At 51.1% G+C, this 22650-nt stretch carries 25 protein-coding genes; 7 read left to right on the forward strand and 18 right to left on the reverse strand.

The window, feature by feature from the left end; translation table 11 throughout:
• Nucleotides 1-7: 7 nt before the first annotated feature.
• The 7 genes from ACFSUF_RS14790 to ACFSUF_RS14820 all read right to left on the reverse strand — a co-directional run bounded on the left by ACFSUF_RS14790 (nucleotide 8) and on the right by ACFSUF_RS14820 (nucleotide 7335).
• Nucleotides 8-499 carry an Lrp/AsnC family transcriptional regulator gene (locus ACFSUF_RS14790; protein WP_377603727.1) on the reverse strand — a complete coding sequence of 164 codons (492 nt, stop codon included), beginning with the start codon at nucleotides 497-499 and terminating at the stop codon, nucleotides 8-10.
• Between the two features lie 187 nt (nucleotides 500-686).
• Nucleotides 687-1013 carry a hypothetical protein gene (locus ACFSUF_RS14795; protein ID WP_377603728.1) on the reverse strand — a complete coding sequence of 109 codons (327 nt, stop codon included), beginning with the start codon at nucleotides 1011-1013 and terminating at the stop codon, nucleotides 687-689.
• A gap of 117 nt (nucleotides 1014-1130) precedes the next feature.
• Nucleotides 1131-1568 carry a LytTR family transcriptional regulator DNA-binding domain-containing protein gene (locus tag ACFSUF_RS14800; protein ID WP_377603729.1) on the reverse strand — a complete coding sequence of 146 codons (438 nt, stop codon included), beginning with the start codon at nucleotides 1566-1568 and terminating at the stop codon, nucleotides 1131-1133.
• 62 nt (nucleotides 1569-1630) lie between these two features.
• Nucleotides 1631-2566: a cysteine synthase A gene (cysK, locus tag ACFSUF_RS14805; protein WP_377603730.1), complete on the reverse strand. Its 936-nt coding sequence runs from the start codon at nucleotides 2564-2566 to the stop codon at nucleotides 1631-1633.
• A gap of 319 nt (nucleotides 2567-2885) precedes the next feature.
• Nucleotides 2886-4175 carry an MFS transporter gene (locus ACFSUF_RS14810; protein WP_377603731.1) on the reverse strand — a complete coding sequence of 430 codons (1290 nt, stop codon included), beginning with the start codon at nucleotides 4173-4175 and terminating at the stop codon, nucleotides 2886-2888.
• A 157-nt stretch (nucleotides 4176-4332) separates the two neighbouring features.
• Entirely contained in the window at nucleotides 4333-4860 is a 528-nt protein-coding gene (locus ACFSUF_RS14815) for a hypothetical protein (protein WP_377603732.1), read from the reverse strand.
• Nucleotides 4861-4971: 111 nt separating this feature from the next.
• Nucleotides 4972-7335 (reverse strand): endonuclease MutS2, encoded by a 2364-nt coding sequence (locus ACFSUF_RS14820; protein WP_377603733.1) that lies wholly within the window; start codon nucleotides 7333-7335, stop codon nucleotides 4972-4974.
• Nucleotides 7336-7506: 171 nt separating this feature from the next.
• On the opposite strand from ACFSUF_RS14820, the gene ACFSUF_RS14825 reads away from it, so the two are divergent.
• A complete protein-coding gene (locus ACFSUF_RS14825) occupies nucleotides 7507-7854 on the forward strand; it encodes a phage holin family protein (protein ID WP_377603735.1) in 348 nt (115 codons plus the stop codon).
• 123 nt (nucleotides 7855-7977) lie between these two features.
• Nucleotides 7978-8340: a cytochrome C oxidase subunit II gene (locus ACFSUF_RS14830; RefSeq protein ID WP_377603736.1), complete on the forward strand. Its 363-nt coding sequence runs from the start codon at nucleotides 7978-7980 to the stop codon at nucleotides 8338-8340.
• 62 nt (nucleotides 8341-8402) lie between these two features.
• Here the strand turns inward: ACFSUF_RS14830 and ACFSUF_RS14835 are convergent, their stop codons facing one another.
• The gene (locus tag ACFSUF_RS14835) at nucleotides 8403-9263 is read right to left on the reverse strand and encodes an alpha/beta fold hydrolase (RefSeq protein ID WP_377603737.1); all 861 of its coding nucleotides are present in this window, start codon (nucleotides 9261-9263) and stop codon (nucleotides 8403-8405) included.
• Nucleotides 9264-9377: 114 nt separating this feature from the next.
• Nucleotides 9378-9662 (reverse strand): YuiB family protein, encoded by a 285-nt coding sequence (locus ACFSUF_RS14840; RefSeq protein ID WP_377603739.1) that lies wholly within the window; start codon nucleotides 9660-9662, stop codon nucleotides 9378-9380.
• Between the two features lie 178 nt (nucleotides 9663-9840).
• On the opposite strand from ACFSUF_RS14840, the gene hemQ reads away from it, so the two are divergent.
• Nucleotides 9841-10587, forward strand: a complete 747-nt coding sequence (hemQ, locus tag ACFSUF_RS14845; protein WP_377603741.1) for a hydrogen peroxide-dependent heme synthase — start codon at nucleotides 9841-9843, stop codon at nucleotides 10585-10587.
• A gap of 245 nt (nucleotides 10588-10832) precedes the next feature.
• On the opposite strand, the gene ACFSUF_RS14850 is transcribed toward hemQ, so the two are convergent.
• The 5 genes from ACFSUF_RS14850 to ACFSUF_RS14870 form a co-directional block, all read right to left on the reverse strand.
• Nucleotides 10833-11354 carry a glycerol-3-phosphate responsive antiterminator gene (locus ACFSUF_RS14850; RefSeq protein WP_377603743.1) on the reverse strand — a complete coding sequence of 174 codons (522 nt, stop codon included), beginning with the start codon at nucleotides 11352-11354 and terminating at the stop codon, nucleotides 10833-10835.
• 89 nt (nucleotides 11355-11443) lie between these two features.
• Complete coding sequence (locus ACFSUF_RS14855) at nucleotides 11444-13096, reverse strand: glycerol-3-phosphate dehydrogenase/oxidase (protein ID WP_377603745.1); 1653 nt, start codon at nucleotides 13094-13096, stop codon at nucleotides 11444-11446.
• Nucleotides 13097-13242: 146 nt separating this feature from the next.
• Nucleotides 13243-14745, reverse strand: coding sequence for a glycerol kinase GlpK (gene glpK, locus ACFSUF_RS14860; protein WP_377603747.1), 1503 nt, complete (start codon nucleotides 14743-14745; stop codon nucleotides 13243-13245).
• Nucleotides 14746-14910: 165 nt separating this feature from the next.
• A complete protein-coding gene (locus ACFSUF_RS14865) occupies nucleotides 14911-15186 on the reverse strand; it encodes a hypothetical protein (protein WP_377603749.1) in 276 nt (91 codons plus the stop codon).
• A gap of 41 nt (nucleotides 15187-15227) precedes the next feature.
• Complete coding sequence (locus tag ACFSUF_RS14870) at nucleotides 15228-16421, reverse strand: NAD(P)/FAD-dependent oxidoreductase (RefSeq protein WP_377603751.1); 1194 nt, start codon at nucleotides 16419-16421, stop codon at nucleotides 15228-15230.
• A gap of 331 nt (nucleotides 16422-16752) precedes the next feature.
• Between ACFSUF_RS14870 and ACFSUF_RS14875 the strand changes: the two genes are divergently transcribed.
• The 3 genes from ACFSUF_RS14875 (at nucleotide 16753) to ACFSUF_RS14885 (ending at nucleotide 18977) form a co-directional block, all read left to right on the forward strand.
• On the forward strand, nucleotides 16753-17754 hold the full coding sequence (locus ACFSUF_RS14875) for an NAD(P)/FAD-dependent oxidoreductase (protein ID WP_377603753.1): 1002 nt from the start codon (nucleotides 16753-16755) through the stop codon (nucleotides 17752-17754).
• Nucleotides 17755-17818: 64 nt separating this feature from the next.
• Nucleotides 17819-18070: a hypothetical protein gene (locus tag ACFSUF_RS14880; protein WP_377603755.1), complete on the forward strand. Its 252-nt coding sequence runs from the start codon at nucleotides 17819-17821 to the stop codon at nucleotides 18068-18070.
• 115 nt (nucleotides 18071-18185) lie between these two features.
• Complete coding sequence (locus tag ACFSUF_RS14885; RefSeq protein ID WP_377603757.1) at nucleotides 18186-18977, forward strand: TerC family protein; 792 nt, start codon at nucleotides 18186-18188, stop codon at nucleotides 18975-18977.
• A 59-nt stretch (nucleotides 18978-19036) separates the two neighbouring features.
• On the opposite strand, the gene sda is transcribed toward ACFSUF_RS14885, so the two are convergent.
• The 4 genes from sda to erpA all read right to left on the reverse strand — a co-directional run bounded on the left by sda (nucleotide 19037) and on the right by erpA (nucleotide 21260).
• Entirely contained in the window at nucleotides 19037-19186 is a 150-nt protein-coding gene (gene sda, locus ACFSUF_RS14890) for a sporulation histidine kinase inhibitor Sda (RefSeq protein ID WP_377603758.1), read from the reverse strand.
• Nucleotides 19187-19514: 328 nt separating this feature from the next.
• On the reverse strand, nucleotides 19515-20222 hold the full coding sequence (locus ACFSUF_RS14895; RefSeq protein WP_377603901.1) for a YheC/YheD family protein: 708 nt from the start codon (nucleotides 20220-20222) through the stop codon (nucleotides 19515-19517).
• Between the two features lie 367 nt (nucleotides 20223-20589).
• A complete protein-coding gene (locus ACFSUF_RS14900; RefSeq protein WP_377603760.1) occupies nucleotides 20590-20796 on the reverse strand; it encodes a hypothetical protein in 207 nt (68 codons plus the stop codon).
• Between the two features lie 83 nt (nucleotides 20797-20879).
• Complete coding sequence (gene erpA, locus ACFSUF_RS14905) at nucleotides 20880-21260, reverse strand: iron-sulfur cluster insertion protein ErpA (RefSeq protein ID WP_377603762.1); 381 nt, start codon at nucleotides 21258-21260, stop codon at nucleotides 20880-20882.
• A gap of 216 nt (nucleotides 21261-21476) precedes the next feature.
• On the opposite strand from erpA, the gene mqnE reads away from it, so the two are divergent.
• Nucleotides 21477-22580, forward strand: coding sequence for an aminofutalosine synthase MqnE (mqnE, locus tag ACFSUF_RS14910; RefSeq protein WP_377603763.1), 1104 nt, complete (start codon nucleotides 21477-21479; stop codon nucleotides 22578-22580).
• The last annotated feature ends 70 nt before the right edge of the window (nucleotides 22581-22650 follow it).

The raw sequence follows: 22650 nt of genomic DNA on the forward strand, positions 1-22650 counted from the left end.
TCTTCCTTTACGGTGAGATTAACATACGGTGATCGTCCTCTGTATCCTCGAAGATGATCCCGTCCTGTTTGTATTTTTTGAGAATAAAATGAGTCTTCGTCGACAGCACGGCATCAATCGGCGACAGCTTATTCGAAACGAAGGAAGCCGCTTCCTTCAGGTTCTTGCCTTCAATTTCCACAAGCAGGTCGTAGGCTCCGGACATCAGATAAACCGATTTTACTTCAGGATATAAATAAATCCGTTCCGCAATGGCATCGAAGCCGCGTCCGCGTTCCGGCGTAATTTGTACTTCTATCAAGGCCGTAACCTTTTCTTCATCCACCTTGCTCCAGTTGACTACCGCGGCGTATTTCACTATGACGTGATCCGCTTCCATTTCGGCGACCGCCACGATCACCTGTTCCTCCGCGACCCCCAGCATGGTTGCGATCTGGGCCGTAGTTCTTCTCGCATCTTCCTTCAGAATATCCAATACCTGCTGCTTGAAATCGTTCATGACCTTCAGTCCCTCCTGGGAGTTTGAAATCGGCAAAGAGCCGCTGTGTACTGCTTCTCTTGCTAAGTTATTAAACACTATATTACATTGAATCCCCTCTTCCTGCAAAAGAAAAAATCCGCCCTGCAAAGGACGGAAACGGTTCTTGCTGTATATTCTAACAAAGGTGCCGCTGTCTAACGAAGCCCTATAAGCCCGTTTTCCTCCCGGCACGGAAGCTTTCGGTACAAAGCAGTTTGCGGATTGTTTCTTCAATCCCCTTATCCGCATAAGCCGGGTCTACGATTGAAACTTCCTTAGCCGCACTTTCCAAGGATTCCGCAGGCAGTCTGCCGAACCCGATCAAACGCTGGTTATCGTATACGGACACGAGCTGACGGCTGTCGCCGAGGAGAAGATCCCATTGGGCGGCAGGTACATGTAAATCCGGATGGCCCGAGTGGGTGCAAAGGTGCGAGTAATCTTCATAACTCGGCGGCGTGTGTTCAAAACCGATCGTGATGCTTGCTCTCAACTGAATCTGACCTCCTGTCATGATCTCATGTTTATAATTATACGTTTGTACGTATATTTATGCAACATGGCCAAAAAAAAAAAAAACTTCTCCGAAAGAGAAGCGGATCGTTATATATTAATAATCGGAAGATTGCATGGATGAAAGCTTATAATTCACTTTTGCATCTTTCACGGTATATTCAAGGCTTTTATTGTTATTGGCTGCAATCGCACGTAAAATTTCATTCTTCTTGATCTTCTGCTGGAACGCGGAAACGGATGCATACGGACTTCCAGGAGCCGGATTCTCCTCAAAATAAAGCTTACCGTATTTGCTGTCCAAATTCTTGATTTTATTCATATTCACCAGGTTTGTTTTATCCAGTGTATCAAATCCCTGGTCTTGCAAATGTTCGCTGAGTTCGGATAAAGTTGTGATCTGGTAAAACTTGCCTTGAGAAGTGTGATAGACGATATTCCGGCTCTCGATATTGATAAACAATACTTCGTTTAAATCCAACATAACCAGCTCGTTCGTTTCGCTATCGACTCTCTTAACCACCGGCATTCTCATCTTCTTCACCTCCAAATAAACAGAATACAACTTTATTTTACAGGCTTTTCCAAATATTGCAACTAATAATTTGGGTCGTCCCATATATCCATAGTTAAATACCGCTCCCCCGTATCGGGAGCGATGCACAGTACCCGCCGGCCGGGTCCCAGCCGGCGCGCTTCCCGCAGCGCAGTCCATACGGCCGCGCCTGCCGATGGACCCACGAGCAGGCCTTCCCGGGAGGCCAGCTCGCGCATCGTCCGCAAGGCGTCTTCATCCGCCACGCGGACGATCTCGTCGTAGACGGCCGTATTCAATACGGCCGGCACGAACCCGGGCGAGGTCCCCACGAGCTTGTGGGGACCGGGCTGACCGCCGGAGAGCACCGGCGATCCTTCAGGCTCGACGACGACGACGCGGATGCCCGGCAGCCGCTCCTTCAGCGTCTCGCCCGTGCCTGTGATCGTCCCTCCGGTGCCGGAGGTCGCCACAAAGGCATCCAGCCGCCCTCCCGTCTGCTCGAGAATCTCCAGCGCCGTGGTAGACCGGTGGATATCCGGATTAGCCGGATTCTCGAATTGCTGCGGGATGAAGCTGCCGGGGATGCCGGCCGCAAGTTCCTCCGCTTTGCGGATGGCTCCGGGCATCCGCTCGGCGGCCGGCGTAAGGACGACCTCGGCTCCATACGCCTTCAGCAGATTAATCCGCTCGCGCGACATGTTATCGGGCATGACGAGAATAGCCCGATATCCTTTGGCCGCAGCGTTCATCGCCAGGCCGATGCCGGTGTTCCCGCTCGTCGGTTCGATAATCACGGAACCGGGGTGAAGCCTTCCCTCCCGCTCCGCAGCCGCAATGAGATTGGAAGCCGCCCTGTCCTTCACACTGCCGCTCGGATTCAGCTTCTCAAGCTTCACCAGCACCTCGGCATCTTGGTCCGTAACCAGCCGGTTTAACCGGACAGCTGGCGTATCTCCGATTAACTCAGTAATGCTGTTTACCATACGTCCGCGCATATTCTAGAATCACCTGTCTTTATTGTAATGCTGCCGCCGGAACCGGCGCAACTGTCCAGAATTATGTCCATGCCGTTAGTAATATGTGTTATCACTAGCTTCCTCAGCTGACGATGTTAGTGATATGACATATCACTAACTGCCTTATAATTCACCATACTCGCTCGCCTGATAATAATTTCGTCCCGTTAGCAATACGTGGTATCACTAGCTTCCCTCAGCGGACGATGTTAAGGGTACGACCTATCACTAACTGCCTCATATCCCCCACCACTTGCTCTCCTGCTGCGCATCCCCTGCTTCTTCTTGGCTGAAGCCCTCAGGCAGGCCTAATGACCTTGCGCATGAACAGCCAAGTCAAGATCGGAAAGCTGCCGATGATCAGCAGCATAATATTCATGATCAAAGGCGCCGTTGTCCAAGAGATGACGGCAATAAACACCAGTGTACCGAAAACCCGCCCCATGCACAATCCCAGTTCCCTCAGCACGATAAATTCGACCCGCTCTTCCGCACTTTTTTGTGAACTTCCAATGGTATCGAATACCGAAGAGGTTAATGGAATGCTGAACAAAGGCATAAACAACGAAGTCCCGATACCGAAGACCAGCAGCGTAACATAATCAACCTTCCAGAAAAAAGGAAGAATCACCGCCGAGATCATGACTGCACCGATCAGCATTGCAGCATAGCGGTGCCTGACCCGCAGCCATTTGCCGACAGCCAGAAAACTGACAAACGCAACGGCGGACGTAATCAGCGTAAAGTTCCCCAGCTGCATTTCCTTCTTGGTGGCAATATAGACCAGGAGCCCTATAATGAAGCCGAACACACCCTCCCGTACGCCTTGGGCCGCAAGTGCGGGGACGATTTTTCGCCAAGGGTTGCCGTCTTTCCGGAGCCCCCTAATCGCTCCAACCCAATGGTATGTGCCGCTGACTTTTCTTTTCTTGAGAAAGAAACTAACGATGATACCGACGAAAAAGATGCCGAGCGACAGCGAGAAAATGAACCGGTATCCTGTCTGCCCGCCCATGCTCGCAATCAGATACCCCGACAGCCAAGGTGTCAGGATGCCCGAACCCGAACCGATGATGCCGGCCCAGCCGTTAAATTTATCGCGGTTTCCCGGATCTGTGACCTCAAAATAAACGACGTTAAACGCCAGCCAAAAGCAGCCTGATGCAAGCCCCTGAAGCAGGCCGAGCAGCCAGATATACCCTACCGCATCTTTTTCAAGCCACAGCACCACAAGGTAAAAAACAGCCGAAAAACCGATCCCCGCGCGGAGGCTGTGCATCTTATTGTGTTCTTTGACCCATTTGCCCGCAATCCAGAAGGTGAGTGCCATCGTAATCTGCTGGCTTAAGGCAAACCATCCGATCAAGGCAAAATCGTTCTTCGCCTTCCAAATATAAACGTTCACAAACGTCCCTGACAGCGCATTGGCTACAGCGAACAATCCGTGAACGATGAGGAGAATGACTGACTGTGAATCCAGATGCCCGCCCCCCGGCGGCTTAGCTGATGAACTGCCGTGGAAAGCGGAGGAGTTCGTATGCGGCCCCAGCAAATGCCAGGAAGGAAACCGCTGTTTCGTATGACCCATTTGTTCACCCCGGACATATAGGTTTGGAAAAGCATCCTTTAACTTCCCCCAAACCCGGGGCAAAACATACCTTCTATGTTCAAATCTAATCTCAAAGCAGGGAAATCAGCCCGTATCGAGGTCTTCGACGTGCGATCGGCCGCGTTCCGATGGAGACTTATTTGTTAGTGTTATGCGGTAAAAAGGATTCGACCGTTCTCAGCCTGTCCTCTTCGGACAACTGCTGCGAAACCTGGAAACAGGCAGGGCAAACGAAAGTTTTCAGCGTAAACGGCGCTTTCAGGAAACTGCGTCCAGCGCTCTCGAAATGCTTTGGCTGAAAGTCTCCCTGGCTTATTTTCGCTTGGCCGGCCAAAATCATATACTCATGGCATCTTTCGCACTGCTGAGCTTCCTCCTGCTCGTCCAGCATGGCGTCCACCGCTTCCTCGTAGCCTGCAAGGCTCGGATCTTCCGCGTCCCAGTCATCCAGAGCGTCAAGCCCTTCTTCCTCGCTGTCTTCGGAAGGTTCCCATTCGGTATCTTCACCTTCCGGCGAATCGGACGCCGGTGCAGCACCCCCGATCCGGATCGTCCTGTATTCCTCTACCGGATTATAGCAGTGCGGACATAGTTCCTCCGGTCCGATCTCCGGATCCCATACAATTTCCGTATGGCAGGAAGGACAAATTTGATGTTGGCTCATATGCATTACCCCCGTAGCAAATAGTACACGCCCACCGCAAAAAACACGACGGCAAGCGCGAATAAAGTTCCCCATAAATATTTCATGACTGTTCCGTTCCCCTGTGCATATTTATTTCAGCTCGGCGACTGTAATGCCGGCTCCGCCTTCGCCGTACTCCCCAAGGCGGTAGCTTTTCACGTGCTTGTGCTTGCGCAGGAACTCTTGGATTCCCGTACGGAGAACCCCTGTCCCTTTCCCGTGAATAATATATACCGAGCCTAAATTCGACATAATGGCTTCATCCAAAAAGCGGTCGGTTTCCATAATCGCCTCATCCAGATTAGCTCCCCTTAGATCGAGCTCCGTACGAACGTTTTCATCCCTCGAACGCTTGACCGTCGCCTTCACCTGCTGCTTTGGCTTCGCTGCCGGTGCGGCGGCGACAAGCTCCAGGTCGGACTTCTTGACTTTGATCTTCATAATGCCAAGCTGCACCATTACCTCTGTAGTGCTGACCTCTTCGACGACATGGCCCTTCTGGTTCAAACTGTAGACCACCACCTCATCGCCCGGCTCAATCGTTTGAGGCTTTGCCGAAGCGCTTCGTGCCGGCGTCTTCTGCCGCTTCTCAGGCGCGGCCTGGTCCAGCTTCCGGCGCACATCGGTGAGCTTATGATCCTTAATGGCCGCTCCTTCTTCCGCAGCCAACCTGCGCAGATCGGCGATAATCTGCTCGGCTTCCGCACGGGCTTTGGCCACGGTTTCCCGGGCCTGTTCCTCCGCTTTCTCCAGCAGCTTTTCTTTCTGCTCTTCGAAACGGCGGCGCTGCTCCTCGCCGGCCTTCCTCTGCCGTTCCATTTCCTGGCGCAGCTGCTCGGCCGTGTTGCGTTCCTGCTCCGCCGTCAGCCGGTCTTCCGCCAGGGAGGCGATCATCGATTCCACACGCTGGTCCTCTTCTTTCACCTGGCCCCTTGCGTTATGGATAATGTCGGAGGACAGACCCAGCCTTTCTGCAATGGCAAAAGCGTTACTTCGTCCAGGTACGCCGACGAGCAGCCGATAGGTTGGGCTTAATGTGTTCACATCAAACTCCATGCTAGCATTAATAACGCCTTTGCGCTCGTAGGCATATGCCTTGAGCTCGCTATAGTGAGTGGAAGCCACTATTCTGCAACCCATCGAATGCATATGCTCCAGAATAGCGATGGCAAGGGCTGACCCTTCCGCAGGATCGGTACCTGCCCCAAGCTCGTCAAGCATGACAAGGCTCTTTGGCGTCATATTTTTCAGAATGCTGATGATGTTCGTCATATGGCTGGAGAAGGTGCTTAAGCTTTGCTCAATGCTCTGTTCATCCCCGATGTCGGCATACACGGCATCAAACACGCACATTTGGCTGCCTTCCTCGGCCGGTACGAACAAGCCGGACATGGTCATCAGCGTTAATAAACCGATTGTCTTGATAGACACGGTTTTCCCGCCTGTATTAGGCCCTGTAACAATAATCGTGCTGAACTGATTTCCAAGCTCGACGTCCAACGGCACCACTTTATCCGGTGCAATCAGCGGGTGCCGGCCCCGTTTCAGCTTCAAGTATCCCCTGTCATTCAACACCGGAAGGGTCGCTTTCTGTTCATGGGCCATTCTTGCCTTAGCGAAGGTGAAATCAATGTCACCCAGCACGTCCACATTCACTGCCAAAGGGTCTGCTTGTTCCGCAACTTTGGCCGACAACATGAGGAGGATTTTCTCGATCTCACGTTCCTCTTTCAGCTTCAGTTCGCGGAGCTTATTGTTCATCGACACGATCGCTTCCGGCTCAATAAACAAAGTCGCTCCGGAAGAAGACTGATCATGTACAATTCCGCCGAAGTTTGAACGGTATTCCTGCTTCACCGGCACGCAATAGCGGTCGTTGCGGATCGTGATGATCGGGTCCTGCAGCATCTTCTGGACGGAAGAGGAACGGATCATCTGCTCCAGCCTGTCCCTTACCCTGGATTCACCGCTTCGCAGCTCCCGGCGGATCGCCCCAAGCTCGCTGCTGGCACCGTCCATCACATCCGCCTGATCGTCGATACAGGACTTGATTGCGGTTTCGAGTTCCCTTGCTTCGAGAATCATCTCGTACATCGACTGCAGCCGGGGAATGGCATGGGCTTCTTCCGCAGCTTGAAGAAACCTTTTGAGCCTCCGTCCGCCATAGATCGTATCTCCGATTTCCAGGAGCTCCGAGCTGTTCAGCATGCCGCCGATTCTCGCCCTGTGTAAAGAGGACTTCACGTCCCGGATGCCGCCGAACGGAGCGGAGCCTTTCAGACGGTCCACATGATAGGCCTCATCCGTGGATGCCAGACGGTTCTTAACCTCCTCAAAATCCGAAGAGGGAAGAAGCTCCTCCGCCAGCCTTTTGCCCATCGAGGTTTGTGCTTTATCGCTCAATCTATTTAAAATTTTGGAAAATTCCATTGTGTGCAGTACTTTCGGGTTCAACTTACCGACACTCCTCTCCCTTTCATTATATCCAATGCGGTTTCGTTTAGCTATGTGGCCAGTCGGGTTTAACCGAATTTTCCACTGGTAGAATGCAAGCCCCCCGGGCAAACTAGCCGTAAGAAACACAATACTTAGCTTTCAGTCATATTGAGAAAGGAGGGCTTTCTAATGAATATATTAGGCCATATTGTCAGGTTCATCGTTTCTGCTCTGGTGCTGATGTTTGTTGGTTTTCTGGTGCCGGGCTTCAGTGTAGGGGGGTTCTGGAGCGCTTTGCTGCTTGCTCTTGTCATCGCGCTGCTGGGATGGATCATCGAGGGTATTTTCGGGAAAAAGGTTACTCCTTTCGGAAGAGGCATCGTCGGTTTTCTGGTCAGTGCTTTGGTTATCTGGCTGGCTCAGTTCATTATCGCAGATGTAAAGGCGTCGTTTATCGGAGCGATTTTGGCTGCATTGGTGATCGGCATTATCGACCTGTTCATCCCTGCAGGACCTATGAGCAAGCAAAGAAGTTAATTGGCGGCTTGATGACCTGTCCAAAGGAAACTTCAAACAATCGCTACAGATTTTCAAGGACAGCCATAGTACAATAAAGGGAGTAGTCCAGAAACTCAACCATGAAGGATGGTGCTCCCTTTTATGAAAAAATGGCTTATTTTCCTCGCTCTCGCAGCGTTAGCAGCAATCGCTGCCGCATGCGGCGGTTCCTCAACAGCTGCAGATACGGTGCCTGCCAATGCAAAAGAGATTGTAATTAAAGCAACGAACTTCAAGTTTGATCAAGCGGAATACCGCGTGAAGAAAGGCGAAACGGTCAACTTCGTACTGGAGAATGAGGCGGGTAATCACGGGGTCAAGATTAACGGCCTGGATGTGAACCTGAAGAGTTCCCACAAAAATGACGTCGTAACGCTGAACGAAGCCGGGACCTACGAAATCGAATGTTCTCTTATGTGCGGCGTCGGCCACCGGGATATGGTAGCCAAGCTGATCGTGGAGTAATCATCAATTGAGCAGCCTGCAGGGAAATTTCCCCTGCAGGCTGTTATGTTTTCGGCGGGCTGTCACATGTGGCCTGGAGGAAATTGGTGTGCTTCCATACTCCCCTCCGCTGCAACACGGCCTGCTTCCCTCAAATCATTCCCAGGCTCTCTATGGCTGTGCTTGTCCAGCCATTGAAGCAGGATACGCGTGGATTCATCCGCGAATTTGGTAGGCAGCTGGTGTTTGGCCCCTTTTACCCAGTACAATTCTGCGTTTGGCAGCCCGCGGAACATGATTGCAGCATAGCTGCGGAATTTCTTGTCAATTTCCCCGTATAACAGGAGCATCGGCACCCGGATCCGGTTCAGCTGCGCGGTGCAGTTATAGTATAAGCTGTATCTGGAATATTGCGCCCAGTTGGAAGTATCCCCATCCAGGCCCTCCTTGCGAAGCTCCCGGAATGTTTGCTCACGGCTGCTGTTCCCCCACGCGATCGTAAAGGCCAGCAGTTCCTTGGCTTTCATTTCTGAAGCCCATACGGAAAGATGGATAAGCGGCTTGACTCTGAAATCAGAAAGCTCCGACATCCCGCTGACCAGAATGCCCCCCAGAAACCGGTCCTGCACGGTCAGTAAAGCCTCCAAAGCAATTTGCGCTCCAGTTGAATACCCGCCTACAAACGCTTTCTGTACCCCGCATGCATCCATTACGGCTAACAAATCCTCCACCAGGAGCGGATAACTTAACGGTATGTTTGACCGTTCGCTTTTTCCGTGGCCGCGGAGATCAAAAGTAATGACCCTGTATTGGCCGGACAGTCTATTGACCCAATCATGAAAGATCCCGCTTGCTATAAAGGGCGGATGGATCAGTACTAAAGCCGTTCCCGTACCCCTTGATTCCACATTCAGGCGGGCTCCGTTAATGTTCATCATTGGCATACTATGCAACCTCTTTTCATGAAGAATCCAGTTGCCGTTAGCGTACCCTTCTGCTGTTGGAATCATGACTTTTGGCGGAGCAAAAAAAGAACTCCTCGTTATGAGGAGCCCGCCTTAGAACATTTTATAACCGCTGTTGCGCAAAAATTGAATGGCCTTGCCGCTTATAACCGCTCCCACCAAACCGCCAAGTGCGGTAATGTAGTCCACGTAACTGTATTCGGCCAGATTATCCATCAGCGAACCTTCCGACCAGCCGGCGTAAATCACAAGGGGAACGACGATGAGAAAGAACAAATATACCGGAAACCAGGTGGTTTTCATCAACATGTTAAGAATAAATCCGATGCCGAACATCATCACGAAAAATAATACGGTCAGCACAACGAGCTGCAGCATGCGCTTACTCCCCTTCGAACTTCATTGATTGTCTACTCCCAAGTGTACTTAGGCGGAGGAATGAAGTCAACGTGTAACAAGAGACGTTCATGAATTTGTAACGGCGGGCCGTTTGCCCTTTGATCAGGCAGTTGTTACAATATTTATTAGATGAATTCCGAAAGAGGAGTGATTGAACATGAGTGAAGCAGCACAAACGCTGGAAGGCTGGTATGCCCTCCACGATTTCCGCATGATCGACTGGAGCGCCTGGAAGAGGGCTTCCGAAGCGGACCGTGAGGCCGCATTGGACGAATTGCACTCGTTCCTGTCCGTGTGGACAGGGGTAGAAGAGCGTAAAGAAGGAAGCACCGCATTTTACAGCATCGTAGGCCAGAAGGCGGACTTCGTCTTTATGCACCTGCGCGAGACGCTGGAAGAGCTGAATGAGCTGGAGACGGCTTTCAATAAAACACGGCTGGCGGAATACACTATTCCCGTTTACTCCTATGTATCTATCGTGGAACTGAGTAACTATATGGCTCAGCCCGGTACGGATCCGATGCAGAATCCGGAAGTGGCCGCCCGCTTAAAGCCTGCGTTGCCTAAGTCCAAGCATATCTGCTTCTATCCGATGAATAAACGCCGCGAAGGCAGCGACAACTGGTACATGCTCAGCATGGACGAACGCAAAACGATGATGCGCAGTCACGGCATGATCGGCCGCAGCTATGCCGGACGGGTGAAGCAGATCATCACAGGCTCCGTCGGCTTCGACGACTGGGAATGGGGCGTAACCCTGTTCTCCGACGACGCGCTTACATTCAAAAAGCTTGTATACGAAATGCGATTTGATGAAGTGAGCGCCCGTTACGGCGATTTCGGCACCTTCTACGTAGGCAACCTGCTCGACGGCGAGAAGTTCCGGACTATGCTCTCAGTGTAAACTTGTTTCATAGCGGAAGCCGTTACACCTTAGTGTGCTGTCCTCACATGGACACGTCTGAGGTGTAACGGCTTCCGTTTTTTTATTTTGTTAAGTACTGTCACCGGCCTTATTGCGCTAATCCTTCCTGGAAGACACTTTTTCCGCCAAACTGACATGTTAATACAGTTCGTATCGCGTGCTCAACGCAAAAAAGCTTTCCCCCTCCTAACTACAGGAGCAAAGGGAAAGCTTTCTGCATCATTTCACCAAAGCGACTTTTCCGAGCTTGTCACCGCTACCGCACCGCCGCTGAATGCCAGCTCGACATCTTGCCGGGATCGGATGAGGCCCCCGGCGATGACCGGTACACGCGTCGTTTCCGCGATTTCCCGGATGATGTGCGGCATAATGCCTGGAAGCACTTCTACAAAGTCCGGCTTCGTCTTTTCTATCTGTATATAACTATTTTCGAGTGCCAGTGTATCGATCAGGAAGATGCGCTGGATGGCGATCAGCCCCTTTTTCTTGGCCGTCATTAACACATTGTTCCGCGTTGAAATAATCCCTGAAGGCCTAACTTCCTGAGCTAAAAATTCCGTAGCATATTCATCCGATTTCAGGCCGTCGATCAAATCCGCGTGCAAAATGATCTTCTTCCCGCCCTGGGCCGCCCGGGCGACAACAGCTTTTACCTGAGCTACATGGACATGAAGCATCACAAGATACTCATAGTCCGTCTTGAGGGCGGAATCGAATTCCTTCATATTCCGGATGGCGGGGATCATTTTTTGCGTCCATCGTTCCAGCGCATCCACCTCCTTAGTTACATTTCACGTCTTTCCTGCCGTTATAACCTTTACCTTACCACAGTATCTTAAGACGGAACCACCGCATCGCGCAAGTAGCTTTCCATTTCGGATTCGTTCCGCTGTATTTGCTCTTCGGTGTGTCCAAGTAAACGTCCCATCGCCTGCACAGTTTCCCGATACCAGGCTTGAACAAGCTGAATGTTAAAGAACAATGCACCCGTACGGCGGATTAAGAAGTCGGCCGGTTTGGCAGCCAATTCATAGTCTACCGCGTACAGAAGCTCCGCATACAGCACAAGCGGCATGTTTCCGCGCTCCGCTTCAGCTTGGGGCAGCAGGGCGGCGACTTTGTCGATATTCGTGCCGTAGCGGCGGACAAGCAATTCTGCTTCCTTAGCCGGAATGCCAAGGCCCGACAGCTCTGCAGACTTATCTCGGATAAATGCAGGCAGCCGGTCAGAACCGCCGAAATCTCCGCCCGACAGCGCCATGTGCTTTGTTTTGCTTGGACCGTATGTCCCGGCACCTTCCCCTGCAAGTTCACGAGCCACCATGTCTGTCACTGTTTCCGCCATTTTCCGGTAACCGGTAAGCTTTCCTCCGGCAATTGTAATCAATCCGGAATCCGAGCGGAAAATTTCGTCACGCCGGGAAATTTCAGACGGCGATTTGCCTTCTTGGTAAATCAGCGGACGCACGCCCGCCCAGCTGGACTCCACATCCCCCGCCGTCAATTTCAGACCTGGGAACATATCGTTAGCCGCCGCGAGAATATAGGTGCGGTCCGCTTCCGACATCGTCGGGTGTACCGGATCGGTTTTGTAATCCGTATCTGTAGTCCCGATATACGTTTTACCGTCCCGTGGAATAGCAAACACCATCCGGCCGTCCGGTGTGTCAAAATAGACAGCCTGCTTCAGCGGGAACCTCGACTGGTCAAATACGAGATGTACCCCTTTCGTCAAACGAAGCGTTTTTCCTTTTTTGGAACCGTCCAGCTCACGAAGCGTGTCGACCCAAGGGCCTGCCGCATTCACGATTTTGCGTGCACATACCGTAAACGTTTCACCGGTCAGAACATCCATTGCCTCGACCCCGGTTAATTTACCGTCGGTGTACAGCAGCTGGGTAGCTTTCACATAGTTCAGTGCCGTCGTGCCGTATTCTACCGCCTTCTTCATGACTTCCATCGTCAGACGGGCATCGTCCGTCCGGTATTCGACATAGTAACCGCCGCCTTTAAGCCCCGCTTTCTTAAGCAGAGGCTCTCTTTTCAACGTTTCTTCCGGACTGAACATCACCCGGCGTTCTTTGCGCTTAACCCCCGCCAGGAAGTCATACACTCTCAAGCCTATGGAAGTGCTGAATGCCCCAAACGTTCCCCCTTGATAAAAAGGAAGGAGCATCCACTCCGGCGTTGTCACATGCGGTGCGTTCTCATAGACAATCGCCCGTTCTTTGCCGACCTCGGCTACCATTTTCACTTCGAATTGCTTTAAGTAACGAAGGCCCCCGTGGACCAGTTTTGTGGAACGGCTTGAAGTACCCGCTGCAAAATCCTGCATATCGATCAAAGCTGTTCTCATCCCGCGGGATTGGGCGTCCAAAGCGATGCCGGCCCCTGTAATGCCCCCGCCGATGACAAGTACGTCGAAAATGTTCTCTTTCATCGTGTTCTTATATTCATTTCTTTGTCTGTTCGAAAAAGTGGTTGCCATTTCATCTCTCTCCTATCGCCCTGCTCTATTTATCATGCCAAAAAACCGTCAACAACCCGCCTGTCAGCCGCACAAAAATCGACTGACAGGCGGGTGCTGCGGTTTACTCCTGGTCTCCAACCTGACTTTATTATGTTGTCTTGTTGTTATTCCTCTTGTGCGAATGCCTGTGTCGCCTTCACGGCCCGTTTCCATCCGCGGTACAAAGCGTCCCGCTTCCCATTATCCATAGACGGCTCATAAACAGCGCCGACTTTCCACTGCTTGGAAATCTCTTCACGGCTTGCCCAATAACCGACGGCGAGACCTGCGAGATATGCGGCGCCAAGCGCTGTCGTTTCGTTTATAACTGGGCGTTCCACGGGAACCCCGAGCAGGTCGCTTTGGAACTGCATCAGCAGTTCATTCTTGACGGCTCCTCCATCCACGCGGAGCTGCTTCAGGCTCATGCCGGCCTCTTCCTCCATTGCCTGGAGTACATCCTTGCTTTGATAGGCCAGCGACTCCAGCGTTGCACGTATAAAATGCTCCTTCGTCGTGCCCCGCGTTAAGCCGAACACGGAACCGCGGGCAGCGCTGTCCCAATACGGAGTGCCCAGCCCGACAAAGGCCGGCACTACATACACGCCTTCGCTGGATTCCACCCGTCCGGCGTAGGATTCGCTGTCCGCCGCGGATTTGATCATCCGCAGGCCGTCCCGCAGCCACTGCAGCGCAGAACCGGCAACGAACACGCTGCCTTCCAGCGCATATTCCACCTTGCCGCCGTATCCCCACGCTATGGTGGTTAACAGGCCATGCTTAGAGCGGATCGGGTTCTCCCCGGTATTCATCAGCATAAAGCACCCGGTGCCGTACGTATTCTTCGCCATCCCCTGTTCGAAGCAGGCCTGACCGAAGAGCGCCGCCTGCTGGTCTCCCGCGATGCCGGCAATCGGCACGGAACAGCCGAAAAAGTGATGCGGAACGGTATGGGCATACACTTCCGAGGAAGAGCGCACCTCGGGAAGCATGGCGGCAGGTACAGTCAGCGCCTTCAGCAATTCCTCATCCCACCGAAGCTCATAAATGTTGTACATCAGTGTCCGGGAAGCATTCGAGTAATCCGTTACATGCGCCGAACCCCCGCTAAGCTTCCAGACGAGCCACGTATCGATCGTGCCGAACAGCAGCTCCCCCCGCTCCGCCTTCTCTCTGGCGCCTTCTACATGGTCCAGAATCCACTTCACTTTCGTTCCGGAGAAATAAGGATCGATCAGCAGCCCGGTTTTGCTGCGGAACAAGTCCCCGAGCCCCTGCTTATTCAACTCTTCGCAAATGTCCGCTGTCTGCCTGGATTGCCATACAACAGCGTGATAAACCGGCTCTCCCGTAGCTTTGTCCCATACTACAGCCGTTTCCCTCTGATTGGTAATCCCGATGGCTTCGATCTGATCCGCCTTCAAATGCGCCTCGGTTAAGGCACCGGCAATGACCGCCAGGACGGACACCCAAATCTCATTCGCATTGTGCTCCACCCAGCCGGGTTTAGGAAAATGCTGCTGAATCTCTTGTTGAGCGGTAGATACAATCTGCCCCTGATTATCAAAAATGATTGCCCTGGAACTTGTCGTTCCCTGATCCAAAGCAAGAATATAACGTTCCGACAACGTGGCGTCCCCCCGGTTCGTTTGTGCGGAGCCGAATGCAGAAAAAGCACAGACGTTCCCTAGACTATAGGTACGCTGTGCTCTCCGAATCTCCGACACATGTATTAACTTGTTTCTACTATACGCTCTCCGGCCGTCCTTTGTCAAACAGACAGGGACGGAGCTCTAGTCTTCGTCATCTTCGGCCTGAATTCTCGCCATCTCTTCGGCAAGCGCCTTCTGGCGCAAATACGTTTCCGTATCGCGGTCGCGCTGCCGGCTCTTTTCTTTGAGCCGTTCGATGGCCGGGAGTATCAGGATATCGATCTCTTTTTGGACGATGGAACTGAGGTCGTGACGGCTTTGGGATTCCAGATAATGCCCGACTTCAATCAGCGCATTATAACGGTCCAGCTCATCACGGGTCAGCAGCCCCCGGACCTGTACGCTGCAGTGTCTCACAGATGGCCTCCCTGTAGCTTCAGCTTCTTGTTAAGGCAGTCCTAGAAAAATTTACCCTTCTTCAGTACAAGCGGAATGCCCCCGATAATGAACAGGTACCGGATGTCGATCATCTTCTTCAACTGCGCGGCCCAGAATCCCTTCACTTTCTTATCGCCGACAACTCCGATTGCTTCACCCTTCCCTAGCGAAGCCACGGTGCCCTTGCTCTTATACTCAAATTGCTTCAGCGAGGTGTTGCGGATGGAACCGACCAGGTTCTGTGCACAAACGACGCCTTGCTGCATCGCAATCTGGGCTGTCGGAGGGTAAGGGCGGTTCTCCGGGCTGATTACCAGGGAGCCGTCCCCCACGATAAACACGTTCTCATGTCCCGGTGCACGCAGGAATTCATCTACTTTCACGCGGCCGCGCATCGCCTCGAAGCCTGCTTCCTCGATGAGGCGGTTGCCCCGGATCCCGCCGGTCCAAATCACAGTCTGCGACTTGATAAACTCCCCGTCTGCAAGCTGGACGCCATCTGTAGTACATTCTTTAATAGCCGTAGCGATCTTGAATGTAACACCTTTCTTGGTAAGAACGTCCATAGCGTATTCCACCAGCTCAGGATCAAAGCCGGGCAAAGCGGTAGGAGCCGCTTCTACGTTATAAACCTTTACTAAAGCCGGATCCACGTCAAAATCCTTGCACAGCTGCGGAATCCGGTCCGCCAGTTCGCCGATAAATTCAATACCGGTGAAACCCGCACCGCCTACTACAAATGTCAAATAGTCTGTGCGGCGCGGCTCTTTCTTATATTTAGCGAATTGATATTCGATATGTTCTTTAATATGGCGTACGGTATTAATGCTCCGGATATTCATCGCGTTCTCCAGAAGTCCCGGGATTCCGAACGTCTCAGGCTCTCCGCCGAGACCGATTACTAGATAGTCATAGGAAAGGGTGCCGTCTTCCAATATCACCTTCTTATCCTGCGTGCGGATTTGAACTACGGTCGATTTAACAAAATCAATTTTAAATTCATCAATCAGCTTCAAAATGCTTACGCGGGCATTTTCAAAATGGTCCGTACCTGCAGCCGGCATATGAAGGTGGGTTGTGATGTAATGATAATCATGTTTGTTTACCAGTGTAACGTCCGCTTCGTTGTAGTTCAGCTCTTTCTGAAGTCGCAAAGCAGTGATGATCCCGCCATACCCCGCTCCGAGGATGACGATTCTTGGTATACGGCTCATATTGGTCTGATCCCTTCCATTCCCTATCCTTATTTTTATCTCTATTTTAAATTAATCCGGGGTATAAAGATATTGTGAAACTTTACACAAAACATTGTAAAAACGGCAAATCCTATGAGAACATACATCGAACATCTTATCTTTTCACCAGGGAATTTTCAAGTATGATTTGACGCCATGAAGCGTATCCTGTGGTAGAATTTGTAACGTTTTATCAGTGTTTCTTATAATCATCTTTCCCTATTTCATTCGCCTGTGCGGACGTTTATAATGGAATCTAATGGTTCGTACTACTAATAAAGAAGGTTTACCAATAACGGAGGTGTGGAGATTGTCTGAGTTACAGCAATCATCGAATCAAACGGATATCGCCATCATTGGCGGCGGCCCGGCCGGCATGTTCGCGGCTTTCTACGGCGGAATGCGCCAGGCGTCCGTGAAAATCATCGAAAGTATGCCTCAGCTTGGCGGACAGCTAGCCGCATTATATCCGGAGAAATATATTTACGATGTAGCCGGATTCCCGAAAGTCACAGCCATTGAACTGGTGAATAATCTTCGCGCCCAGATGGGGCATTTCCAGACCGACATCTGCCTTGAAGAAAAGGTGCAGAACGTCGTCAAGCGCGGAGAACGCGATTTTGAGATCGTTACCGACAAAGCGACCCATTTTGCCAAATCGGTTATCATTACCGCAGGGGTAGGCGCCTTCGAACCGCGGAAGCTGGAATTTGAAGACGCTGCCAAATACGAGAAGAAGAATCTGCACTATTTTGTAAACGACCTGAACGCTTTCAAAGGACAGAAAGTCCTTCTGACAGGCGGTGGGGACTCTGCCGTTGACTGGGCATTGATGCTAGAACCGATTGCAGAGCAGGTTACGCTCGTTCACCGCCGGGACAAATTCCGTGCTCACGAACACAGTGTAGAGAATCTTATGAACTCGAACGTCCGGATTATGACTCCTTATGAAATCAGCGGCTTATCCGGGGATAATCTTATTGAAAAGGCTGTTGTAAAGCACAGCAAGACCGGTGAAACTCTGGAGCTGGAAGTAGATGCAGTCATTGTAAATTACGGTTTCGTTTCTTCCTTGGGCCCGATAGCGGAGTGGGGATTGACTATCGAAAGCGGGTCGATCGTAGTAGATTCCCGCATGGAGACTTCAATTCCAGGCATCTTTGCAGCAGGTGACATCACTACTTATCCGGGCAAGCTGAAGCTAATTGCAGTAGGCTTCGGTGAAGCTCCGACAGCTATTAACAACGCTAAAGTGTACTTCGATCCGGAAGCCAAGCTTTCGCCTGGACACAGTTCTAACATGAAGTTTTAGGCACATGCTATAAGCTGCATCAGGGCATTCTAACTCCAACCAACATATGGAGGAGGAATGCCTTTTGTCTATGCTTTGTCCGTTGTGCAACGGGCTGGACTCGCTTCAAGGAGCTTGCCGGAACTGCGGTTCTCCGACGGAAGACCGCGGTAAATATAATGATTTTCTTGGCCCGTACGCACCTTACCGTGATATCGATGAAGAGAAGCTTACGAACGGCTTCATGGACTTGGCTTCGGGCCGGTGCATCCATGTTTTTTATTGCAGCCAATGCGGCACGACGACTAATGCGGCAATCCAGGAGTGGATCATGTAATTCCAATCCATGGCATTTTTTCTGAAACCCAGGAAATGACCTTTCGTATAACAGACGAAGAAGCTGCTGCAAACCTTAGCGGCTGTAAAGCAATTCTGTTCATCGGAGGGATACCATGGATACGGGATTACTGCTGGAATATGGATGGGTTCTACTTGTGTTGATTGCTTTGGAAGGCATACTGGCTGCAGATAACGCTCTGGTTATGTCCATTATGGTCAAGCACCTGCCCGAAGCTCAAAGAAAGAAAGCACTGTTCTATGGATTAGCCGGTGCGTTTGTGTTCCGTTTCGGTTCCTTATTCCTTATTTCCTATCTGGCGGATGTATGGTACATCCAGGCCGTCGGGGCCGCTTACCTGCTGTACATCTCATTAAGTCATCTGCTGAAGAGATATGTATTTAAGAAGCAGCTTGCAAGTAAACAGCACGGCAATAAAGAAGAGAATTTCTGGATCACCGTTCTGAAGGTGGAAATAGCAGACATTGCATTTGCGATTGACGCCATTCTGGCTGCAGTTGCCTTGGCTATTACTCTTCCGGAGACGGATCTCCCTCCGATTGGCGGACTTGACGGCGGCCAGTTTCTAGTCATACTTGCAGGCGGCATTATAGGCCTGGTGATTATGAGGTTTGCAGCGTCCTACTTCAGCCGGCTGCTGGAGCAGAGACCCGGTCTGGAAACGGCTGCCTTTTGTATTGTCGGCTGGGTAGGCGTTAAACTCGCTATCTATGCTCTCGCCCATCCCGATATCGCTGTCCTTCCCAAAACGTTCCCAAAGGACCCGGTATGGAAGATGATTTTCTGGGGGATCCTCATTGCAATCGCAGTAGGCGGCTGGTTTTTATCCAAAGAAAGATCGACAGCTTCTGCTTCCCAGGCAAAAATAAAAGGGAACCCATGCTAGTAGCAAAGGCTCCCTATTGGCTGAGGCCCCCTGCAGGGCCTCTTTTCGTTTGTCCGTGCCTAGGCACCGGCTGCATGCGCAGTCTGTTCTATATTTAAATTGCGTTTGTGGATCTCGGCAAGCAGCAGATAAATAAACTCGTCTTCCAGGTCCAGGTCAACCGCCTTGAAATAAGATTCTACTAAAACTTCATTGCTGATAACGTTCATAATCACCTCCACCTTTCATTTTTCAGATTAGAGTGTCAACGCTACAGTACCAACAATATGGAATAATCACGGTTGGTTTCCATATCTTAACATGCCATAAAATATAGAACAACCGTTCGGTTATCCACAGCATTTTGTTGATAGCCTGTGTATAAGGTGTGGGTAAGGTTGTTGTTTCCTGTACAGCCCGGTGTGGATTTTGTGCACAAAGTTATACACATGTCCCCAACCAGTTTCTATGATAATAAACTTTAATCATTTATTAATAGTTTCATAGATATATTAATCACATAGAAGCGCCGCCAGTGAACCTGACAGCGCTTGGCCGTTATTGCGGGCGTGTATTCACTTCGAAAATCCAGATATGGCCGGACCGGTCGATTCCATAGTCATACCCCAGCAGCGAGATACCGGGAAACTTTGACTCAAGAATCTTTGAGCAGCTGCGTGTCAGCTCTTTCATTTCATTCTTCTTGTGCCTTACCAGCTTTGGCGAAAGCGATCTGGCTATCCCTTGTGCCGCCGTAAGCTGTGTCCCTCCGCGGCAAAGATTGGTCACGAACAATCCCGGTTTGGCAAGCCTTCCTACTAAAGCACGGAAATGCCAATTGTGCCCTATTTTCTGTACTTTCACCCTGTAGTCGATCGGACGTCCCGAGATCGTCGCCATATGAATGGTCCGCTGAATCATATACCGCCGCCGCTTACGGATTTTCCCGATCAGGCGGGTCAACCCTTTATAACTAAGTCCCGCATGAACTCTGCTGTAATGGTACAAATTGTATCCATTTGCCCCGCGGTTCACTTTGATCACCCCGTGCCCGCCGGCTCCTACGATCGGTTTCATGACAACGGAGCCATATTTGTTCAGCATCACCAGCAGATTTTGCGTAGTGTACAATCTCGATTCCGGTATGTGCCCTGCGACGCGCCGGTCACTGAGCAATACAATCGTTTTGGCCCATTTGCTTGCTAGCTGCCTTCTCTTGGGCAATGCCGTTACTCCCTGGATGGCGGCCTGAACCCATTCGGGCATCGGTTCTTCCGACGGCTGGGGAGCTTCCGGAGACGTCTTAGGCTCCGAACCGGTCACCTGGCCGGTGTCCTCCAGTTCGTTCCCCGACAACTCCGGCGATGAACCGTCTTCCTGGGCCGCCCTGATGTGCATCACGCCTTCCATTTCCTCCATGTCCAACTCTCCTTTATGCTGGGGATAGGTAACGTTTGTACTGTAAACATATTCATCAAGGGTATATGTCTCTTGGATGTTTGTCTGTAGGAAAAGCCCCTTTTCAGTCGGAAGGGACAACGGCGGAGGGGCTGCAGGTTCATGCCCATGCCAAAAAGGCCGGGAACGTTCTCCCGGCCTTTCTTCTAAATTCATAAGTATATTCACCCTGGCATTACCGCCTTGGATCGTCTTTCAGATCATCGATATATTTACGATTGTCGATAAATTTCTCGATAGAAAATACCGTGAAAATGGTCGCCACGGCACCCAGTACGATGTACATGTAGGTCTGAAATTCAAGCCCGATTGCTGCGATCCATGCGGCTGCCTGCACAACGGCAAGGACCAGGGCCAGAATCCATTTTACAGTTGTAGACATAAGCGCCCCCTTCGGAATATCCAAAAAAGGCCTTCCGGAATTCATTCCTCATGAATTCACGGAAGGATCCTTCCCGTTGCCCGTCAGCAGTCCGCGTCGGGTTTCCCCGCATCGGCAGCTGTTCTAAAACTGCTTCCGCAGCCGCACGTTGCCGTTGCATTCGGGTTATTGATGGTAAAGCCGCCGCCCATGGCAGACTCTTTAAAATCGATCTCAAGTCCGTTTAAATATTTCAGGCTGGTACCGTCCACCACTACTTTCAATCCTTGGACATCAAGCTCCTGATCGTTCTCCTGGCTCTCATCGTCAAATCCCATTCCGTAGGAGAAGCCGCTGCATCCTCCTTCTTTAACGCCTAGACGCAGGAACAAGTTCGGTGTTTCTTCGGCCGCCAGCATTTCCTTAATCCGGTCTGCCGCGGTTTCGCTTATATGAATCATGGCAAATGCCTCCTTTAGGTCCATGAATGCTTACCTATTTATAGTATACTGATTATTTCCCTATGCCTCAAGTGCCATTCCCCCTGCCTTATGTTTACATTTTGCACGAGTCGTATTGCCCCCTTTCGCTAACAGGTTTATAATAAGGACAGTTTTGTATACAGAAGTAAAAGAATCGGCCAATAGACATAAAACCGGGGAAATCCGGTTTTTTTCCTGAGTGGATGAGGAGGCTTACCTATGAGTTTGATTATTAGCAGTCCGGACCGGCGCATGGCGGAAATCGCCGAGAAAGTGGAACACGGTGAACGTCTTTCACTTGAAGACGGCGTATTCCTGTATCAGTCGGATGATTTATTAACCATCGGTCAACTGGCAAACAAGGTAAATATGCGCAAAAACGGCAAAAAGGTATATTTTATCGAAAACATGAGCCTTTATTTCACCAATGTATGTGAATCGCACTGTGCGTTCTGCAATTTCCGTAAAGATGAAGGCGAAGAAGGAGCTTACACGCTAAGCGGTCCGCAAATGATTGAGTATGTCGAACAGCATTACCACCCCGGCATCCGCGAGTTTCATATCGTCGGCGGCCACAATCCCCATGTCCCTTTTCAATATTATGTAGATTCTTTAAAAGCCCTGAAAGACCGTTTCCCCGGCGTTACAATAAAAGCTTATACGGGCGCCGAAATCGAATTCTTCTCCCGGATCAGCGGACTCAGCTTTAAAGAGGTCATTCAAGAGCTAATGAAAGCCGGCCTTGATACGCTTACGGGCGGTGGAGCAGAGATTCTGTCCGACCGTTACCGCGACAAAATGCATGTGGATAAAGCCAATGTCGAGCAGTATCTGAATGTTCATCGGGCCGCCCACGAGCTCGGTTTAAAAACTCATACCACCATGCTCTACGGTTCCATCGAAACGCTGGAGGAGCGCGTGCAGCACATGATATACCTGCGTGAGCTGCAGGATGAGACTAACGGCTTCATGGTGTTTATTCCGCTGTCCATGCAGCCGATTAACCGCAATGCGGGAATCAAGCGCCGCAATTCGGCTTATGAGGATCTGCGGACGCTTGCGATCAGCCGGCTGATGCTGGATAATTTCCAGCACATCAAAGCCTATTTCATCAACATCGGGACTCAGCTGACCCAACTGGGCATGACGTTCGGCGCTTCCGACGCCCATGGAACCATCATTAAAGAACGGATCAGCCATGCTGCCGGCGCCCTGACACCGGACGGATTGACCCGTGACGAGCTAGTCTGGCTGATTAAAGGCGCGGGCCGGATTCCCGTGGAACGGGATACATTTTATAACGAAATCAAGGTATACGAGTAACGGGCTGGGACAAGCGTCTGCATTCAAGTTTGAAACCGCACTGGAGAAGGGTACAGATTAGAGACAACCT

Origin of the sequence: Paenibacillus gansuensis (assembly GCF_042684925.1) — a bacterium.
GTDB lineage: Bacteria > Bacillota > Bacilli > Paenibacillales > DY6 > Paenibacillus_N > Paenibacillus_N gansuensis.

Bases quoted from the DNA above. Each gene is read 5' to 3' on its own strand.
- ACFSUF_RS14790 (WP_377603727.1), bottom strand. From the start codon at position 499: ATGAACGATTTCAAGCAGCAGGTATTGGATATTCTGAAGGAAGATGCG.
- ACFSUF_RS14800 (WP_377603729.1), bottom strand. From the start codon at position 1,568: ATGAGAATGCCGGTGGTTAAGAGAGTCGATAGCGAAACGAACGAGCTG.
- cysK (WP_377603730.1), bottom strand. From the start codon at position 2,566: ATGCGCGGACGTATGGTAAACAGCATTACTGAGTTAATCGGAGATACG.
- ACFSUF_RS14810 (WP_377603731.1), bottom strand. From the start codon at position 4,175: ATGGGTCATACGAAACAGCGGTTTCCTTCCTGGCATTTGCTGGGGCCG.
- ACFSUF_RS14815 (WP_377603732.1), bottom strand. From the start codon at position 4,860: ATGAGCCAACATCAAATTTGTCCTTCCTGCCATACGGAAATTGTATGG.
- ACFSUF_RS14825 (WP_377603735.1), top strand. From the start codon at position 7,507: ATGAATATATTAGGCCATATTGTCAGGTTCATCGTTTCTGCTCTGGTG.
- ACFSUF_RS14830 (WP_377603736.1), top strand. From the start codon at position 7,978: ATGAAAAAATGGCTTATTTTCCTCGCTCTCGCAGCGTTAGCAGCAATC.
- ACFSUF_RS14835 (WP_377603737.1), bottom strand. From the start codon at position 9,263: ATGCCAATGATGAACATTAACGGAGCCCGCCTGAATGTGGAATCAAGG.
- ACFSUF_RS14840 (WP_377603739.1), bottom strand. From the start codon at position 9,662: ATGCTGCAGCTCGTTGTGCTGACCGTATTATTTTTCGTGATGATGTTC.
- hemQ (WP_377603741.1), top strand. From the start codon at position 9,841: ATGAGTGAAGCAGCACAAACGCTGGAAGGCTGGTATGCCCTCCACGAT.
- ACFSUF_RS14850 (WP_377603743.1), bottom strand. From the start codon at position 11,354: ATGATCCCCGCCATCCGGAATATGAAGGAATTCGATTCCGCCCTCAAG.
- ACFSUF_RS14855 (WP_377603745.1), bottom strand. From the start codon at position 13,096: ATGGCAACCACTTTTTCGAACAGACAAAGAAATGAATATAAGAACACG.
- ACFSUF_RS14870 (WP_377603751.1), bottom strand. From the start codon at position 16,421: ATGAGCCGTATACCAAGAATCGTCATCCTCGGAGCGGGGTATGGCGGG.
- ACFSUF_RS14885 (WP_377603757.1), top strand. From the start codon at position 18,186: ATGGATACGGGATTACTGCTGGAATATGGATGGGTTCTACTTGTGTTG.
- sda (WP_377603758.1), bottom strand. From the start codon at position 19,186: ATGAACGTTATCAGCAATGAAGTTTTAGTAGAATCTTATTTCAAGGCG.
- ACFSUF_RS14895 (WP_377603901.1), bottom strand. From the start codon at position 20,222: ATGCCCGAATGGGTTCAGGCCGCCATCCAGGGAGTAACGGCATTGCCC.
- ACFSUF_RS14900 (WP_377603760.1), bottom strand. From the start codon at position 20,796: ATGTCTACAACTGTAAAATGGATTCTGGCCCTGGTCCTTGCCGTTGTG.
- erpA (WP_377603762.1), bottom strand. From the start codon at position 21,260: ATGGACCTAAAGGAGGCATTTGCCATGATTCATATAAGCGAAACCGCG.
- mqnE (WP_377603763.1), top strand. From the start codon at position 21,477: ATGAGTTTGATTATTAGCAGTCCGGACCGGCGCATGGCGGAAATCGCC.